The organism is Rhodoferax sp. SPJ21, from assembly GCF_058216335.1.
This window is the reverse complement of the sequence record NZ_JBYZMO010000004.1, coordinates 154,042-171,237: the sequence shown is the minus strand read 5'-3', so window position 1 is coordinate 171,237 and position 17,196 is coordinate 154,042. Positions and strand designations below refer to the sequence as shown.

Below are 17,196 nucleotides of genomic sequence, written 5' to 3'. Positions count from 1 at the left end.
GAGCTTGCGGGGGTAGCTATTAAAAATGTAGTGGCCCCCAAACGCCACGGCATCGCGGCTGGAGGACATCTACGGCTTGTTTTTGCCTTCTGGATAGGCGGGCAGAGGCAGTCTATCAAAGCGTGTGCGTCCGCTGGCGGCGGTGATGCGCCCCAGGCGCTCTGCGGGCTCGTTCCCTACCCAGTCCCATAGAAACCGCCAAGTCCAGCAGCCCACGGTGCCGGGGGTATTCATGCGGTGGCTACCGTCCAGGCCCAGTACGTCCTGGAACTGGCACAGCGCGTGGTTGGCCACCGACTGCGCGCAGGCACGCACCATGGCCCAGTGCACATCACTCCCGTCGGTGTGCAGATATTCACCGGCATAGGCACGTTCGCGCTCGGTGCAATCGGCCCACCAGCCCTTGACCGTGTCGTTGTCGTGCGTGCCACTGTAGACCACGGTGTCGCGCGCGTAGTTGTGTGGCAGAAAGTTGTTGCCGGCATCGTCCGAAAACGCGAACTGCAGTATGCGCATGCCGGGGAAGCCCGCGCGCTGGCGCAGGGCCACGACCTCGGGCGTGATGACTCCCAGGTCTTCCGCGATGATGGGCAGCTTGCCCAGAGCGGCTTCGATGGCGGCGAAAAGGTCATAGTCCGGCCCCGGCATCCAGCGGCCTTTGACGGCGGTGGGTTCGCTGGCGGGGATTTCCCAGTAGCCCACAAAGCCACGGAAGTGGTCGATGCGCACCACGTCTGCCAGGCTCAGCTGGCGCTTCACGCGTTCTATCCACCAGGCGTAGCCATCGGCCTGCATGGCCTTCCAGTTGTACAGCGGGTTGCCCCAGCGCTGGCCGGTTTCCGAGAAGAAGTCGGGCGGCACGCCGGCAATGACGTTGGGGTGGCCCTGCGGGTCCAGTTCATACAGATCGGGGCGCGACCAGCAATCGCTGGAGTGGTGGGCAATGAAGATGGGCAAGTCGCCCACCAGGTGGATGTTCTTATGGTTGGCATAGCCCTTGAGCCGCTTCCACTGCACATCAAACTGCCATTGCACAAAGCCCCAGAAGGCGATTTCCTGCGCATGTTGGCTGCGTGCCTGGGCGAGTGCGGCCGGTTCGCGATGGGCCAGCGGAGCCGGCCAGTCGGGCCACAGCGCGGGGCTGTGCGCCTGGTCCAAAGCCATGAACAGGGTGTAGTCGTCCACCCAGCTGGCTTCTGCCTGCAGCCATGCCAGGAAGGCCTGCTGGTCTTCCGGCAGGGCGGCTTGCTGGAAGCCCGCAAAGGCCTCGCGCAGCCGGGCCAGGCGCCAGGGCACGACCAGGCTGTAGTCAATCTTTTGAGCGTTGAAGTCGGCTTGCAGGGATGCTGCGTTGATCCAACCGCGCTCCTGCAGCGGTTCGAAGGCTACAAACAAGGGGTTGCCTGCGAAGGCCGAGCTGCCCATGTAGGGCGAATCGCCCGGGCCGATGGGGCCGAGCGGCAGTGTCTGCCACAGCGTTTGGCCGGCCACTTCCAGCCAGTCCACAAAATAGTAGGCGTTTGGCCCAAAGTCGCCGCAGCCATGCGGGCCGGGCAGGGACGTGGGGTGCAGCAGTACGCCCGAAGTGCGTTGGTTCAAAAGGTCGGATGCCATGGTGCGCGGGTCCTGGTAATGAGTTTGGATATTTCAGGCGGCAAACCAGCCAAAGCCCTTGGAAGGTAGCGTAAGCGCGCCGCGTGCCAGCTTGTGTTCACCATACACAGTGTGCCATTGCATGCTTGCCAAGTCCGCTGGTAATGCGATGTCCACCGCAGTGTCGCCCAGGTTTTGCAGCACCAGCACCTGGCTGTCGCCACTAGAGCGCACATAGCCCAGCACGCTGTCGGCCAAGCCTGGCACGGGCTGGAAGCTGCCGCCGCTCAGTGCGGGCTGGCTGCGGCGCACGGCCAACATGGCGCGCACAGCACCATGGATGTGCGCCGGCAGGCTGCCGGGTGTGGCCAGGGCCTGGTCTACCGCCGGCCAGTCCACCGCGCCACGCACGCGGTAGCGTGCATCCTGGTAGCCGGTGAGAGCCTCCTGGTCGCGCTGGAACTGGTCGTCATTTGGCTTGGCGAATTCGTCGCCGTAGAAGATCACCGGCGTGCCCAGCAGGGTGAAGCTGATGCTGAAAGCCAGCAGGATGGTGGCCGGGTCGTGGCGGAACAGGTCTACCAGCCGCGCAGCGATGCCTTCGCCCTGGCGGAAGTCCCATTCCGGTTGCAGGCAGTAGGCGGCGTGGATGGCCTTGCGCTCCTCGGGCGTCACCATCTCCAGCGTCAGCTCGTCGTGGCAGCGCAGAAAGGAGAACCAGCCGCAGTCGGCCGGAATATCGGGCGTGAACGTGGTCGATAAGGTGTCAAAAATAGGTTTTGCCGAACCCTGTGCCAGCGCCAGGTAGATGCGCGGCATCACCGGAAAGTGGTAGGCCGCCTGGCATTCGTCGCTGTCGCCGAAATAGGTGACCACCTCGGCCGGCGGTTGGCAGGCCTCGGCCAGCAGAATGGTGCCGGGGCGCACGGTGTCCAGCACGGCGCGGAAGAACTTGATGATGGTGTGCGTGCCTGGCAGGTTCTCGCAGATCGTGCCTTCTTCCTTCCACAGGTAGGGGATGGCATCGGCACGGAAGCCGTCCACACCCTGCGCCACCCAGAACAGCAGCACGCGGCACATGGCCAGCAGCACCTCGGGGTTGCGGTAGTTCAGGTCGGGCTGCGAGTCGAAGAAGCGGTGGAAGAAATAGGTGCCAGGATCTTCCGGAAGCGGATGCCAGTTGCTCGGCATCATGCCCTTGAAGATGATGCGCGCCTCTTTGTAGCGCTCGGTCGTGTCGCTCCAGATGAAGTAGTCGCGGTAGGGGTTGTCCGGCCCCTTGCGGGCTTCCTGGAACCAGTGGTGCTGGTCCGAGCAGTGGTTCATCGCCACGTCGAAGATCACGCGGATATTGCGACGGTGCGCCTCGGCCAGAAATTCGGCAAACGTAGCCTGGGCTGCGGCGTCGCTGCCGCCCACCAGCTCGCTGCGGATGCGGGTGTAGTCGCTGATGTCAAAGCCCGCGTCGCGCATGGGCGAGTCGAGTATGGGCAGCAGCCACAGGCAGGTCACGCCCAGGTCTTGCAGGTAGGGCAGACGGTCGCGCAGACCCTTGAAGTCCTTGTTGAACAGGTCCACGTACAGCGAATACACCACCACCTCCTTGAACCAGGTGGCCGGCGGTGGCGGGCTGGCCTGGGCGGCGGCTTGCTGCAGCTCGGCGAGGAAGGCGTCCAGCTTGGCGGTGGGCTGGTCGGGGTAGAGCTGCTGCCAGAAATGGCGTAATCGGCTGGACGAGGGGCAAGAAGAGGGGGCGGACATAGAGGCTTCTCCAAAGCGCTTTGAATGCGTGGGGAAGCGGATTGTACGGGGTGAAAATGGGTTGCGAATGCGGGTTGTTCCTAGGCGTTCGGCTGCCACCTGGCCCAGGTGCGACAGTGGGCGGGTGCCAGTGGTATGCGGCGCAGTTCTTGGTGCTTTTTAGGTCGCTAGCGCAGGAAATACCAGCGCTAGCAGCTATTTTTTATGTAGCAATTAAAACTTCGTACTGAGGGAGAAATGCAGGTTTGCGGTGGTGGAATGCGTCGCTACAAGACCTGCCCCCATCCTTGTGCAAGGACAGAAGGCATCTGAAGCGATCTTCACTTGACGACCTTCCCGTGCTTCTCAAGTATCTCTGTGCATGGATTGGGCTTGCCAGGCTGGGCTTTGACCTCGGCTGTTGCATCAAACTGCGCAAGCGCCGCGCTGACTTGCTTGTTCTTGCGGTACTTCGATTTGAGTTTGGCTAGCCGAGCGTCGGTGCCGTTGCAAGCTAAGCATGCGCCGGTATTGATTTCCTCGGCCCGCGCTGCGTCATATGGCTCTTCTCCGCGCCAGTGATCACACAGTTCACGTTCACGAACGTACGCGGCTACGTCGGCAGGCGATGCGTCTGCCTGTGCTGCAGCCGCAATTGGTGCGAGGAGGGCTAGGCAGATAAGGTGGAGGCGCATTGATATGGTTCAGTTGCTTAGCGTTGGCGCTCCGCTTGAGCGAGGGGTTAGGCATCCGCGCGTTAACGCAAGTGTTCCAAAATAGAGTCGGCCTCACATGCCGCAGCATCAAAGGCTGCGATGATTGACTCGACTTCTGTCTTGGGCCATTTCATATCGGGCAACGGCTTGGTGACCTTGGTTTGGTAAGCCAATATCTGCGCTCCGTCCGTGTCTGTGATTGGATGTGCATGGATCAACGCGTTCCGCTTGACGATCAGTATGTCGAAGTCATCGCAGATTTTCTGTAAGTCAGAAGCAGGCACCTTCTGAAAGGATGGAGAGAGGTTATTGATCGTCTTCTGGAGTTCATCCTTGACACTCCCTGACGTGAGCGGCTTGCCGCGACTGTATTCCGCGACAAAGCCGTTTCTGAGGTACTCGATGATGTAAATGAGAGTCCACTCGTAGTAGGCGAAGACGTACACCGCCTTTCCAACGAGTGCAACGTATGTGTCGTCGACGGGAACGCGCATGGTGGTGTGAAGTGTCATTCGGATGCCTAACGAATAGCATTTATCTGCCGCGAGGCGCTGCAAGAGACGATGGCGATGTGCATACGCGGCGGATAAACCTTGTTGGACTGAACCAGCGCCCGCAATGGCCGTTGATATTTGGTGACGGGATAGGGGATTACTCAAACTCCCCCTGCCTACGGCGCAAATTATGGCGTGATTCGAGGGCCGTTCAGGCCGCTATTTCTGTGACGCGTGCACCCAGAGCGGGCGCCCCAATGGATGGGCCGGCTGCCCGCACTGGGGCGAAGCACCGTGCCCGCATCCAGGTCAGACTGTAAGCGGCCAAGTACGACAAACCCTTTGTGGTGCAAACCCACTGCAGCAACTACGGGATCGGAATGGGGCACCGTTGAGCTGTTCGTATCTGGGGCCGCACTGAAAAACCAGGGCAATAAGGCCGTTTGTAGATCTGCAGCCTGTTCCTCTTTTAACGCCACTTCCGCTGATTTAACGCACGAGGTACCGTATTCCAGAAAAAAATGCCGCGCTGCTACACCTCTGTTTTGTAAGTCCTTGTAATGGGTGGGGCCTCGCACGGATTACTGCGGCTCGCCACACAACTTAGCCTTTTGGTGGGCTGCCTCTTTCATAATGCCGTAGTCTTTTAGCATATCTTCGTCAACGCCTGGAACGAGCAAGCTGGAATGGCAGTATGTTGCTAAATCTTCGCCGGGCTTTTCAATACGGATTGTTTTGCCGTAGGCGTTCTTAAATACTGCGTTTGACCAAACAAGTGTGATTGTCGATTCCATCTGTACGTTCTTATAGAGTAGAAGTTGAGCAGTCATGGGAAGCGAGCACAACTCTTCCTTGTTAAATTGGGCGTTTGTTAATACATCATGCTCTTTCAGGATTTGATTATCTAGCCCAGGAATTAGCACGCTGGACTGGCAGTACGTCGGTAAGTCGTCGAAGCACTTTTCCCCCAGGCGCCAATTTTTCGTCCCGAACACGCTCCAAGTCGTTAGCGATCCGCAGACTCTGGGGCGATCCCGCCATGTTTCGTCTGAAAGATAGACCGAGGTGATTGCGTTGAAGCAATCACTTCCTCGGAACAAACCCTCGAATTGACAGGTGCTTCCACTACCCCCTCCGCTAAGGGATGCGTAGCCGTGCATAAAGGGAGCGCATCCCGAGAGCATAGTGAGTAACGCAACTTGCACGCCGAGGTTTCTCGCCCATCGCTTAATGCCATCAGTACCTCTTAATTTTTTCATAAAACTTTGCGTGAAGGATTGAGTAATATTTATTTATTTTCGATATGGCGGTCGCCTGGCGAATGAAAGGGAGTACCCCGTCTCAAGCGTTATTTTTTATAAGTTGTTATCTTTTTTGGATTATCGAGGGTTGATGGCCTATATGGTGGTTTTTGAATTTATTGGGCCGTGATAGCTACCCGATGGTGTAAGGTCTTGTTTTGTGCATTAGCGTGGTTTAAAGGTTGGTAATAGGTTCAGATATTCAGGGCTGCTGAAGTAGCGAAGTTCTGGATATAGTTTAACCTGTTGTCTGATAACCTCTAAAGTAATGGCTAAGCGCTTGCGAACGGTTTGCTTTTTCCTCTCGAGGGTGGCTGGCGTTGAATTCCAGAAATACTGGTTGTCTAGCGCGCAGCTTCTTTCGAAAATTTCTAACTTTCTTGCTGCACGTTCTTGTAGCATTTGCATATAGTGTTCTAGGAGTATCTTCGAATCAGGTATTGCTTCCTTTCTATTTTCCCACATGTCCCTGAGAAAATAAGTGGACTCTATCGTTGCGGGATGTGCAGCGATGCACATATAGACGAAATAATCTTCTGGCGATAGAACATCACGCCCGGTGCCACGAGAGTCTGTTAGGTAGCTTGCGGCACCGGCTAGACCACTTTCAACTGATTTACGCAGCCATTCAAACCCCTTCTGTTGATTTGTTTGGCCGACGGCCATTGCTAGGCCTTCATACCCAGCTAAATAACCTCGGTCTGCAGCCCATTGAAAGTCTTCGGAAGCAAATTTGACCCTATCGGCTTCTGCGTACTTTGCCAGGGTTAGTAGTACCGCATACCCTCTCTCTACGCGTGCAAAAGGCGTATCGAAGTGTTCTGGTAGTTCGGCTCGGCATTCCCATGGATTTGGTTTTTCAGCACAGCGTATCCATGCTTCTACCTGGCGAAGTTCGGGAGGAAAGGCTTCGTTAGCGTGACACGGAGATAATATTGCAATACATAAGAGCGCCAGCAAAAAATTTAAAGATCGTCTAATCATGGTGTGGAAATCTTTCGTATGCATCGAATACTTCGGTGGCGGGTTTTTAAGAGGATTAATGATTTTTACGCTATTTATTTAAAGGATGTCTGGTAATATAACTCGACTTAACCAATCGAATATCGCCCCTCAGGCGTTATTTCCTTAAAAAGGTGGAACTACCAAGTGTTCCATTTTTCATTGCTGTGTGTAGTTTTTTAATTTGGGCTGGAGTCGGGTTTTTATGTGCAGGCTTTAATAAGGGTTTTTGTCGTACAGATAGCGCCTCGTGCTCGTGCGATCCCTGGCCTAGGTGTGCGCCCGGCGGCGCATTAACTTTTATAGAAACCCGCGAAGCGGGTTATCTTTTGCGGAAAAGGCTTGCTGTGCACGCCGGGGGGGGCTTACTTTGCGTAGCAAGCTTATCGGCCAGCCCTCAGTATGGGAGGCGATGAAGACTTCGCACAGAAGCTACAAAAGCACCCAGCCGTCAAAGCCAAAGATCATGAAATTCCCTGTGTCCAGCGCCGCATCCACGTACCACCCATGGCCTATGTCACCGTAAAGGTGTAGTGCAGGGTACGGCCACCAACGACGTCATTTGCGAGGTGCCAGGTGCCCAGCCGGTGGCGCTGTGGGTGTCAGCGGTGTTTGTGTACGGCGGGGCCTTGGTTTGCGGCGGTTTTTAGTGTCTTTTAGGTCACCAGCGCTGGTAGTACCAGCGCTAGCAGCTATTTTTTATATAGCAGAGGAGACGTCGTGCTGAAAGGAAAATGTAAGTTTTCGATGGTGGAATGCGTGATTTCAAGATTAGAGTGCAAGCACATTACGCACCGGTTTTTGCAGAGCGTCCTTAAAGCCCGATAAGAAAAATATAAACCAGCTGGGATGGTGTTGGGGTCAAAAACTAGGCCGCCTGAAAAATAGTAAATTCCCTACGGCTTAAATCACATGCGCGAACAGCTTTGATGCCCGCATCACTCTCTGCATGATTGTATCCAGAGGTTGATTTAACTTTTTTCAGTACATCTGTAATCCCGCTGGTTAAAACTGAAGTCTTGAATGTATTCCCTGATCCAATAAAATTGAAGAAATAGCCTGTCGGCTCAAGGATTATTTGAATTTTGGATAAATCGCGCCAATCAATTGAAATATCATCTTGCGATTCTATTTTGCATGTAATTAGATGCTCATCGATTTTAATTGTATCCGTAGAGGCAATTGGTGCATAACCAATAGGAACTTCAACTCCATCTCTATTGGCAGACCACAGCAGAAATTTTCGAATTCCAAGCTGGCGTTCACGGATCGCCTCCAGCCCTGCATTTAGTTGATCATCCGAAAACCAGTGAAGAAATTTTATTTTTTGAAGTAAGTCCTCCATGCCTTCGGTTGAGGTCAATATGCTGCATCCAGCGTCACCATTGCCAATGAACATAAAGTAGGCATCATCTTCATTGGGCCCTTTGTCAGTTATTCGGATGTAAATCTCTGCCAGCTCATTCCATCTAATAGAATCAATCGCTCCCGTACTTCGCCGCGTATGCGTTATTTTTTCATCATCATAAGATACTACGCACGAATTTTCCTCGCCAATTGCATCAAGAGTTGCGCTACTCGAAACGCCCATTAACTTTGCGCCTAGTAAAGCAAACCATCGATTGGGGATTAAAAACACAATAATGGTTAGGGTGATAATTGTAAAAATCCACATTTTTACTCCAGTGTTCATTAAATTAAATTACATTTGAAACGGTTAACTCCACCCTTTGGGGATGTTCTGCAAAACTCAAGTTAGGACGTGGTCAAGCTGATTGGTATTGGACGTAAGGCGCATTTTGCAACCAATAGCCATAGCTATTGTCTAGAAATGCAACGCCGCAAAACGTCCAAGGCCGTGCTGCCGTAGGCCGCTGGGAGTTTTCCAGAGCGTCCCCAAGGCGACATGTGCATGCCGCAAACATGCGATTGTTTTGCTTCGCGCTCTGGACGCTGCGCATGGCGCCGTTCGATGCGGTTATCTATGTCCCGGGTACTATCTCTTGCGCTCAGGCAGGCTGATCAGCCCCGTAGACAAGGCCGTGCCGCAGACCACCACCAGACCGCAGCCCAGCATCCAGGGCGTCAGCGTCTCGCCCAGAAGCACGGCGCCGTAGAACACGGCGAACACCGGCACTACGAAGGTCACGGTCAGCGCCTTGGCGGGGCCGATGTTGCTGATCAAGCGGAAGAACAGGATGTAGGCCAGGCCGGTGCACACCACGCCCAGCGCCAGCAAGGCCCACATGGCGTGGGCGCTGGGCCACTGGGTCGGCCACAGCCACAGCGCGGGCAGGGCCAGGCCCAGCGTGGCGCCGACCTGGCTGCCGGTGGCGGTGACCAGGGGAGGTACGCCGGTGAGAAAGCGCTTGGTGTAGCTGCCGCTGATGCCGTAGCAGATGGCTGCCAGCAGGCAGGCCAGCACGGCCCAGCCGGGGGCGATGCCATGGGCGTCGGGCTTGAAGCTGGCTTTGTCCCAGGCCAGCAGGGCCACGCCCACAAAGCCGATCACCAGGCCCAGGCTGCGCGAGCTGTTCGGCCGGTCCTTCAGCCAGGCCCAGGCGATGAGGGCGCCGAAGAGTGGCACGGTGGCGTTCAAAATGGCCGACAGCCCGGTGGTGATGGACAGCAGCGCAAACGAAAACAGCGCGAACGGAATGCCCGAATTCAGCATGCCGATCAGCAGCACCGGCTTCCAGTGCTGGCGCAGGGATGGCATCAGCCCGCGCAGCCACAGCAGCGGCAGCAGGGCCAGGGAGGCAATGGCTACGCGCACGGCGGCGGTGGGCACGGCGCCCATTTCCACCGTGGCGATGCGCATGAACAGGAAGGACGCGCCCCAGATGGCGGCCAACGCCACAAAGTCCAGCAGCCAGGGTTTGGCAAGAGATTTGGGCACAGCACTCACAGCAGCACCGCCTGGCGCTTGGCTTCCAGCTGCAGCAGCGCGGTCTTGCGCTCCAGCCCGCCAGCGTAGCCGGTGAGAGAGCCGTCCGAGCCCAGCACCCGGTGGCAGGGCACGATGATGCTGATGGGGTTGCGCCCCACCGCGCCGGCCACGGCGCGCACCGCGCTGGGCCGGCCCAGGCTGTGGCTCAGCGCGCCATACGTGGTGCTGGCACCGCTGGGGATGCGCAGCAGGGCCTGCCAGACTTCTTGCTGAAAAGGGGTGCCGCCCTGCAGATCCAGCGGCATATCGAAGCTGCTGGTGTCGCCTTCAAAATAGGCCTGCATAAAGGTGTGAGTGGCTTGCAGTGCCGGGTGTTGCGGCACCATTGGCCAGCCTGACATATCGGGCAGGTGGCGTTGGCCGTCAAACCACAGGCCGCACAGGCCCTGGTCGCTGGCGGCGGCCAGCATGGTGCCCAGCGGTGAGTCGAATCGGGTCTTGACCGTGGTGGATGAAAAATTCATAAGAAATAGGCCTTTGGCGCAGGTAAATCAAGCGGTGGTAGCTATTGTTTTGGTAGCGATGGTGGGGCGGCTGCAGCAGGGGTGGGCAGGCCGGCCCAGGCGCGCAGCACGGCGTAGCTGCGCCAGGGCTTCCAGGCCTGCGAGGCGGCTTCGGCGGCGCGGCTGGCCAGGCGCACATTCGCCTCGTGCTGCACGCCCAGGGCCTTGTGCAGGGCCACGTCGCCGGCCGGGAATGCATCAGGCCAGCGCAACGCCCGCATGGCGATGTACTGGGCAGTCCAGTCACCGATGCCGGGCAGCTCGCGCAGTTGGGCCATGGTGGCGTGTATGGGGCCGCTGCCGCATAGCTGCAGCTGCCCTTCGGCCACGGCGCGGGCCAGGGCCAGAATGGCGTTTTGCCGTTGGCGCACGATGCCCAGCGCGCCGAGTGCATCGCCGCTCAACCCGGCCAGTACCAGGGCGGAGGGGAAGAGCCGGTTCAGCCCCGGCACGGGTGTCTCCAGTGGCTCGCCAAACTGTTCCACCAGGCGCTGGGCCAGGGTGCGGGCGGCGGCCACGGTGATCTGCTGGCCCAGCACGGCGCGCACGGCCAGCTCAAAGCCGTCCAGCGTGCCGGGTACACGCAGGCCGTCGCCGTCGGGGAAGTCACCGTGCAGCACCGGGTTGATGGCCTTGGGGTCGGCGTCCAGGTCCAGCCAGGCGCGTACCCGGCGTATCACCTGCGGCAGCACGCCCAGCAGCGATTCGCTGACGTGCAGCAACACATGGGTCTGGCCGGGGATGAACTCGGCGCGCAACCAGCCGCTGTGGATATGGTCACCCGATTCCAAGCGAAAAGTGCGCGTAGCGCTTGAATTATCTGCGCTGGCAGCTATGGATTCGATAGCATTTATCTGGCGTTTGCGTAAAAAACCCAGCATCGCAGCCACGTCATACGGCGGGCGGTAGCCGAGCTTGATGGCCGTGCCGCCCTGGGCGGCGGGTTGGGTGCCCTGGCGCCGCAGCTGGCTGGGGTTGAGCTGGTAGCGCTCCATGAACACGGCGTTGAAGCGGCGCACGCTGGCAAAGCCGCTGGCCAGTGCAATCTGGGCCATGGGCAACTGGGTGTCGGCCAGCAGCTGCTTGGCCACCAGCAGGCGCCGGGTCTGCAAGTATTGCAGGGGCGACACGCCCAGCTGGGCCTCGAAGATGCGGCGCAGGTGCCGGTCACTGACGCCCAGGCGCGCCGCCAGCTGGGCCACCGAGATGTTGCTGCTGTCGCTCCAGCTTTGCGGGTCGTCCAGCAGGCGGGCGGCTTGCTGGGCCAGGATGGTGGTGGCGTCCTGGAACGACCACACCAGCGAGTGCGGTGCCAGCTCGGGCCGGCAGCGCAGGCAGGGGCGGAAGCCCGCGTGCTCGGCCTGGGCTGCGTGGCCAAAGAAGCGGCAGTTCTCGCGCTTGGGCGCTTTGACGCTACACACCGGCCGGCAGTAGATGCCGGTCGAGGTCACGCCGGTGAAAAAGCAGCCGTCAAAACGGGCGTCCCGTGCCTGCATGGCGCGGTAGCAGGTATCGTCAAAACGGCTGGTGCTGTCGGGGGTCATAGGTGGCATGGTACGCCAGGCGCGGGCATGGATTAGCCGTTTCCGGACCTATGATTGGGGTGCTGTGTGTGGTCTTTTTGCGGCCCACAATTTACGCGCAGCGTGCTTGGTGCGGGGCAATTCTCAGGGAAAATAAAGCCATGCACCAACCCATCGTCGAAGTCCCTGGCGCCCACTGGTCTGGCCGTCCTACCGAATCAAAACTAACCCAGGCACTGGAAAGCGGCGGGGTTTTGTATTTCCCGTCCATGGCGTTCACCATGTCGCCTGCCGAGCAGGGCCTGCTGCGCCCCGATATGCGCGACCCCAAGGCGCGCAATATCAGCCAGCCGCCGCAGGGCCAGGTAAAGGGCGCACTGGGTTCGCCCGACGAGCTGGCCCTGCTGGACGCGATGATGCGCCGCTACCGCCAGCAGGCGGTGCAGTTGGTGCAGGACATGTTCCCCCGCTACAGCGCTTATTTGCGTATGGAGCCCACCAGCTTCCGGCCGACCGAGGTGGCGTCTCGCAAGCAGTCTTGGCGGGCGGATGACAAGCGCATGCATGTGGATGCGTTTCCTTCCCGGCCGAACCGGGGCGAGCGCATTTTGCGGGTGTTCAGCAACGTGAATCCGCAAGATCCGCGCATGTGGCGGGTGGGTGAACCGTTTGAGGACATGGTGCATAAGTTCTGGCCCCAGCTGCCACCGTACCGCGCCTGGAAGGCGCGTTTGCTGCGCAGCATGCGCATCACCAAATCTTTGCGCAGCGAGTACGACCACATGATGCTGCAGCTGCACGACAAGATGAAGCGGGACACGGCCTACCAGAAGAATGCCCCCCAAACGGTGATGGCATTTGCGCCCGGTAGCACCTGGGTGTGCTTTTCCGACCAAACCCTGCACGCGGTGGACCGGGGCCAGTTCATGATGGAGCAGACCTTTTTCATCCCACCCCAGCACCAGTACGACCCGGCGCAAAGCCCCCTGGGCATCTTGTCGCGCTTGGCTGGCCGCACGCTGGAAGGCGCGCGCCAGTAGCGCCTACAGGTTGAGGCCGGAGCCGGCGGCGGCCAGCAACACCAGGCTGTGCGCCGGCAGCTGGAACATCACCTCGCCCTGGCCGACCCAGTTGGATTGGCCCCGTGGGTGGCTGCTGTCCAGTACCACCTGCCATACGCCAGCAGGCAGCCAGAACGGGTCGTCGGTATGGCCGGCATTCACCAGCAGCAGCAAGGGCGCTTTGGCCCGGCCGGGCCGGCCTATGAGGCAGCCCAGCGAGCGGTAGTGCGGGTCGCGCCAGCCATCGCCCTCCAGCGGCCGGCCGCTGCCGCGCAGCCATGCCAGGTCGTGCAGGCCCAGGGCATCGGCCACACCGCTGTACCACTGGTTGGCAAACGGCAGGGCCTGGCGGCGCAGCGCTATGACGCGGGCCGTGAAGGCGATCAGGTCTTCGTCGGCTTCGGACCAGTCGATCCAGGTGGTTGGGTTGTCTTGGCAGTAGGGGTTGTTATTGCCACCCTGGGTATGGCCCAATTCATCGCCAGCGCAGATCAGCGGTGTGCCTTGTGCTAGCAAAGTGGTAGCAAGCAGGGCGCGCTGCAGCCGCCCGCGCAGGGCGTTGACCACGGGGTCGTCGCTGGGGCCTTCGACGCCGCAGTTGAAGTTCAGATTGTGGCCATGGCCGTCGCGGTTGCTCTCGCCGTTGGCTTCGTTGTGGCGCTGGTTGTAGCTCAGCAGGTCGCGCAGGGTAAAGCCGTCGTGCGACACCACGTAGTTCACCGATTCGGCCGGCGCACGCTGGCGTGGCTGGAACATATCGGACGAGCCGCACAGGCGCAGGGCCAGGTCGGCACGGGTGTTGTCGGGCAGGGCGGCTTCGGGCGCGGCGGCGGTTTGCACCCAGAAGCCGCGCATGCAGTCGCGGAAGCGGTCGTTCCATTCCAGCCAGCCGCGCGGGAAGTTGCTGGTCTGGTAGCCGTTGGGGCCCACGTCCCAGGGCTCTGCAATCATTTTCACGCGCGATAGCACCGGGTCTTGCGCCACGGCAGTGAAGAAGGCGCTGCCGCGCTCAAAACCGGTGTCGGTGCGGCCCAGCACGGGGGCCAGGTCGAAGCGGAAGCCATCGACATGCATGTCTGCCACCCAGTAGCGCAGGCTGTCCATCACCATTTGCAGCACACGGGGTTGGCGTATGTCCAGCGTATTGCCGCAGCCGGAGTAGTTGTCGTAGTAGGCCAGGGCTTCTGGCGGCAGGCGGTAGTAGCTGCGGTTGTCCAGCCCGCGAAAGCTGATGTTGGGGCCGTCTTCGCCTGATTCGGCTGTGTGGTTGTAGACCACGTCCAGCAGCACCTCCAGCCCGGCGGCGTGCAGGGCTTTCACCATGCCTCGGAACTCGTCGCGCGGGGATACACCCGGGGTACCGCTGGCAAAACGCGGGTCGACGCTGAAAAACCCCAGGGTGTTGTAACCCCAGTAGTTGCTTAATCCCATGGCGTCCAGGCGCTCTTCGCTGACGGCGTAGTGCACCGGCAGCAGACTGACTGCTGTGACGCCCAGGCGCTGCAGATGGGCGATGGAGGCCGGATGCGCCAGGCCCGCAAAGCTGCCGCGCAAGGCGGGCGGCATCTGGTCATTCAGGCGCGAAAAGCCTTTGACATGGCATTCGTAAATCACCGAATCGGCAAGGGCTGTGCGGGGCGCCTTGTCGCCACCCCAGTCGAACTGGTCGTGCGTGACGCGGGCTTTGAGTGCAAAGGCCGCGTTGTCGCGCGTGTCCATATGGCGTGGGTGCAGGCGGTCGCCAGCGAAATGCTCGTCGCGCCATTCAAAGTGGCCGACGATGTCGCGCGCGTAGGGGTCCAGCAGCAGCTTGGATGCGTCGAATCGGTGGCCTCGGTCGGGTCGCCAGGGGCCGTGGGCGCGCAGGCCATATACCTGGCCGGGCTGGGCGCCGGGCAGGTAGCCGTGCCAGACGTCGCTGGTATGGGCGGGCAGCCGCAAGCGGGCCAGCTCCTGTGTGCCCGTGGCATCGAACAGGCACAGCTCCATGGCTTGGGCATGGGCGGAGAACACGGCGAAATTAACGCCCTGGCCATCAAAGCTGGCGCCCAGGGGCCAGGGTTGGCCCTGGGTCATGGCATAGGTATCAGGCCTGGCCAAGGCGGGCAGGGGTGGTGGGGGTGATTTCAGGCTGTCCATTCCAGCAGTACTGTAGCCAAAGGTGGCAGGTTCAGGACGACAGAATGCGCGAACCCTTGCCAGGCGACGTCTTCTGCGGTGGCGGTGCCCAGTGGCGTGCCCACATTGCTGCCGCCGTAGTGGGCCGAATCGGTGTTCAGCTTTTCATGGTAAGTCCCAGCACACGGTACGCCCAAGCGGTAGCCGTTCCAGACATTGGGGGTGAAGTTGCACACCACAACGATGAACGAGTTTGCATCCAAGCCCCGCCGTATGAAGGCCAGCACGGAATGCTCGGTGTCGTTGTGCTCTATCCACTGGAAGCCCTCAGGCACGAAGTCCAGCTGGTACAACGCCGGGGTGGCGGTGTAGAAGTGGTTCAGGTCGCGCACCAGGCGCTGTATACCGGCATGGGGCGCATGCTCCAGCAAATGCCAGTCCAGGCTTTGGTCATGGTTCCATTCGCGGTCCTGGGCGAATTCGCAGCCCATGAACAGCAGTTTCTTGCCCGGGTGGGCAAACATATAGCCCAGGAAGGCGCGCAGATTGGCAAACTGCTGCCAGCGGTCGCCGGGCATCTTGTTCAGCAGCGAACCCTTGCCGTGAACTACCTCGTCGTGCGAGATCGGCAGCACGAAATTTTCGGTAAAGGCATAGACCAGGCTGAAACTGATTTCGCCCTGGTGGTGCTTGCGGTAGATCGGGTCGCGCTCCATATAGGCCAGCGTGTCGTGCATCCAGCCCATATTCCACTTGTAGTGGAAGCCCAGGCCGCCTGCATAGGTAGGGCGTGAGACGGAAGGGAAGGCTGTGGATTCTTCTGCCAGCGTGATGGCTTGGGCGCGTTCGGTACCCACCACCTCGTTCATGCGCTTGAGGAAGGCGATGGTTTCCAGGTTCTCGCGCCCGCCGTGCACATTGGGAATCCACTCGCCAGCCTTGCGGCTGTAGTCGCGGTACAGCATGGATGCCACGGCATCCACGCGCAGGCCGTCCACGCCAAACCGTTCCAGCCAGTACAGGCTGTTGCCCACCAGGAAGTTGCTGACCTCGGTGCGGCCCAGGTTGTAGATCAGGGTGTTCCAGTCGTTGTGGAAGCCCTCGCGCGGGTCGGCGTATTCGTATAGGTGCGTGCCGTCAAAGTTGCCGAGGCCGTGCGCATCGGTGGGGAAGTGGGCGGGTACCCAGTCCAGTATCAGGCCCAGGCCTTCGGTATGGCAGCGGGCTACGAAGCGGGCAAAACCCGCCGGATCGCCGAAGCGGGCGGTGGGCGCATACATGCCCACGGGCTGGTAGCCCCAGGAGCCGTCGAACGGGTGCTCGCTGATAGGCAGCAGTTCTATGTGGCTGAAGCCCATGTCGCGTGCGTAGGGCACCAGGCTGTCGCTGAGTTCGTCCCAGTTCAGCCAGCGGTTGCCTTCCTCGGTCTTGCGTTGCCAGGAGCCCAGGTGCACCTCGTAGATGCTGATGGGCGCATCCAGTGCATTGGCGTGCTTGCGTGCAGAGGATGCGGGCACGAAGGGCGGCAACGGCGCCACGATGCTGGCCGTGGCGGGGCGCAACTCTGCCTGTAGGGCATAGGGGTCGGCCTTGCCGGGCAGCACGTGGCCGTCGTGCGTGCGGATCTCGTATTTGTATTTGCTGCCGGCGTGTACGCCGGGCAGGAACAGCTCCCACACACCACATTCGCGGCGCAGGCGCATGGGGTGGTAGCGCCCGTCCCAGAAATTGAAGTCCCCCACCACGCTGACGCGGCTGGCATTGGGCGCCCACACAGCGAAGCGGGTACCGGTTACGCCTTCCATGCTGCAGGGCTGTGCGCCCAGTACCTCGTAAGGCCGCAGGTGCGTGCCTTCACCCAGCAGCCAGACGTCCATTTCTGCCAGCACCACGGGGAAGCGGTAGGGGTCGTCTATGGTGCTGCTGTGGCCATCGGCCCATTGCACCTGCAAGCGGTATGCAGCGCCGGGCAAAAGTGCCACTGTGCCCTTAAAGAAGCCTGCGCTGTCCTGCTGCACCAGCGGCCCTAGCAGCGCGCCTTTGGCCGACGCCACGGCAACACTCTGGGCACCTGGCAAAAAGCAGCGCACTGAGGTGTGGCCCGCATCTGAAGGGTGGGGCCCCAACACCGCAAATGGGTCGCCGTGGCGTGCGCCACAAATCATTTCAATATCGTGGGCGTGCAACATAAAAAC

The 17,196-nt window shown here is 60.0% G+C and carries 13 protein-coding genes; 1 reads left to right on the top strand and 12 read right to left on the bottom strand.

Annotated features, from left to right (window positions below):
* Nucleotides 1–69: 69 nt before the first annotated feature.
* The 10 genes from malQ to AC4BBN_RS20045 form a co-directional block, all read right to left on the bottom strand.
* Nucleotides 70–1,614, bottom strand: a complete 1,545-nt coding sequence (gene malQ, locus AC4BBN_RS20090; RefSeq protein ID WP_490593792.1) for a 4-alpha-glucanotransferase — start codon at nucleotides 1,612–1,614, stop codon at nucleotides 70–72.
* Between the two features lie 33 nt (nucleotides 1,615–1,647).
* Nucleotides 1,648–3,354 (bottom strand): alpha-amylase family glycosyl hydrolase, encoded by a 1,707-nt coding sequence (locus AC4BBN_RS20085; protein WP_490593791.1) that lies wholly within the window; start codon nucleotides 3,352–3,354, stop codon nucleotides 1,648–1,650.
* 320 nt (nucleotides 3,355–3,674) lie between these two features.
* Nucleotides 3,675–4,028, bottom strand: coding sequence for a hypothetical protein (locus tag AC4BBN_RS20080; RefSeq protein ID WP_490593790.1), 354 nt, complete (start codon nucleotides 4,026–4,028; stop codon nucleotides 3,675–3,677).
* A gap of 62 nt (nucleotides 4,029–4,090) precedes the next feature.
* Nucleotides 4,091–4,561: a hypothetical protein gene (locus AC4BBN_RS20075; RefSeq protein WP_490593789.1), complete on the bottom strand. Its 471-nt coding sequence runs from the start codon at nucleotides 4,559–4,561 to the stop codon at nucleotides 4,091–4,093.
* Nucleotides 4,562–5,124: 563 nt separating this feature from the next.
* Nucleotides 5,125–5,802 carry a hypothetical protein gene (locus AC4BBN_RS20070; protein WP_490593788.1) on the bottom strand — a complete coding sequence of 226 codons (678 nt, stop codon included), beginning with the start codon at nucleotides 5,800–5,802 and terminating at the stop codon, nucleotides 5,125–5,127.
* Between the two features lie 207 nt (nucleotides 5,803–6,009).
* Nucleotides 6,010–6,852, bottom strand: a complete 843-nt coding sequence (locus tag AC4BBN_RS20065) for a hypothetical protein (protein ID WP_490593787.1) — start codon at nucleotides 6,850–6,852, stop codon at nucleotides 6,010–6,012.
* 862 nt (nucleotides 6,853–7,714) lie between these two features.
* Entirely contained in the window at nucleotides 7,715–8,539 is an 825-nt protein-coding gene (locus AC4BBN_RS20060) for a hypothetical protein (RefSeq protein ID WP_490593786.1), read from the bottom strand.
* A gap of 303 nt (nucleotides 8,540–8,842) precedes the next feature.
* On the bottom strand, nucleotides 8,843–9,745 hold the full coding sequence (locus AC4BBN_RS20055) for a DMT family transporter (RefSeq protein ID WP_490593785.1): 903 nt from the start codon (nucleotides 9,743–9,745) through the stop codon (nucleotides 8,843–8,845).
* Between the two features lie 5 nt (nucleotides 9,746–9,750).
* Nucleotides 9,751–10,260 carry a methylated-DNA--[protein]-cysteine S-methyltransferase gene (locus tag AC4BBN_RS20050; protein WP_490593784.1) on the bottom strand — a complete coding sequence of 170 codons (510 nt, stop codon included), beginning with the start codon at nucleotides 10,258–10,260 and terminating at the stop codon, nucleotides 9,751–9,753.
* A 41-nt stretch (nucleotides 10,261–10,301) separates the two neighbouring features.
* Entirely contained in the window at nucleotides 10,302–11,843 is a 1,542-nt protein-coding gene (locus AC4BBN_RS20045; protein ID WP_490593971.1) for a DNA-3-methyladenine glycosylase 2 family protein, read from the bottom strand.
* A gap of 140 nt (nucleotides 11,844–11,983) precedes the next feature.
* Here AC4BBN_RS20045 and kdoO point away from each other — a divergent pair, with 140 nt between their 5' ends.
* The gene (gene kdoO, locus AC4BBN_RS20040) at nucleotides 11,984–12,862 is read left to right on the top strand and encodes a Kdo hydroxylase KdoO (RefSeq protein WP_490593783.1); all 879 of its coding nucleotides are present in this window, start codon (nucleotides 11,984–11,986) and stop codon (nucleotides 12,860–12,862) included.
* A gap of 3 nt (nucleotides 12,863–12,865) precedes the next feature.
* On the opposite strand, the gene glgX is transcribed toward kdoO, so the two are convergent.
* Nucleotides 12,866–15,022: a glycogen debranching protein GlgX gene (glgX, locus tag AC4BBN_RS20035; protein ID WP_490593782.1), complete on the bottom strand. Its 2,157-nt coding sequence runs from the start codon at nucleotides 15,020–15,022 to the stop codon at nucleotides 12,866–12,868.
* Complete coding sequence (gene glgB / locus AC4BBN_RS20030; RefSeq protein ID WP_490593781.1) at nucleotides 15,010–17,190, bottom strand: 1,4-alpha-glucan branching protein GlgB; 2,181 nt, start codon at nucleotides 17,188–17,190, stop codon at nucleotides 15,010–15,012. The genes glgX and glgB overlap by 13 nt, the downstream gene beginning before the upstream one ends.
* Nucleotides 17,191–17,196 lie beyond the last annotated feature (6 nt).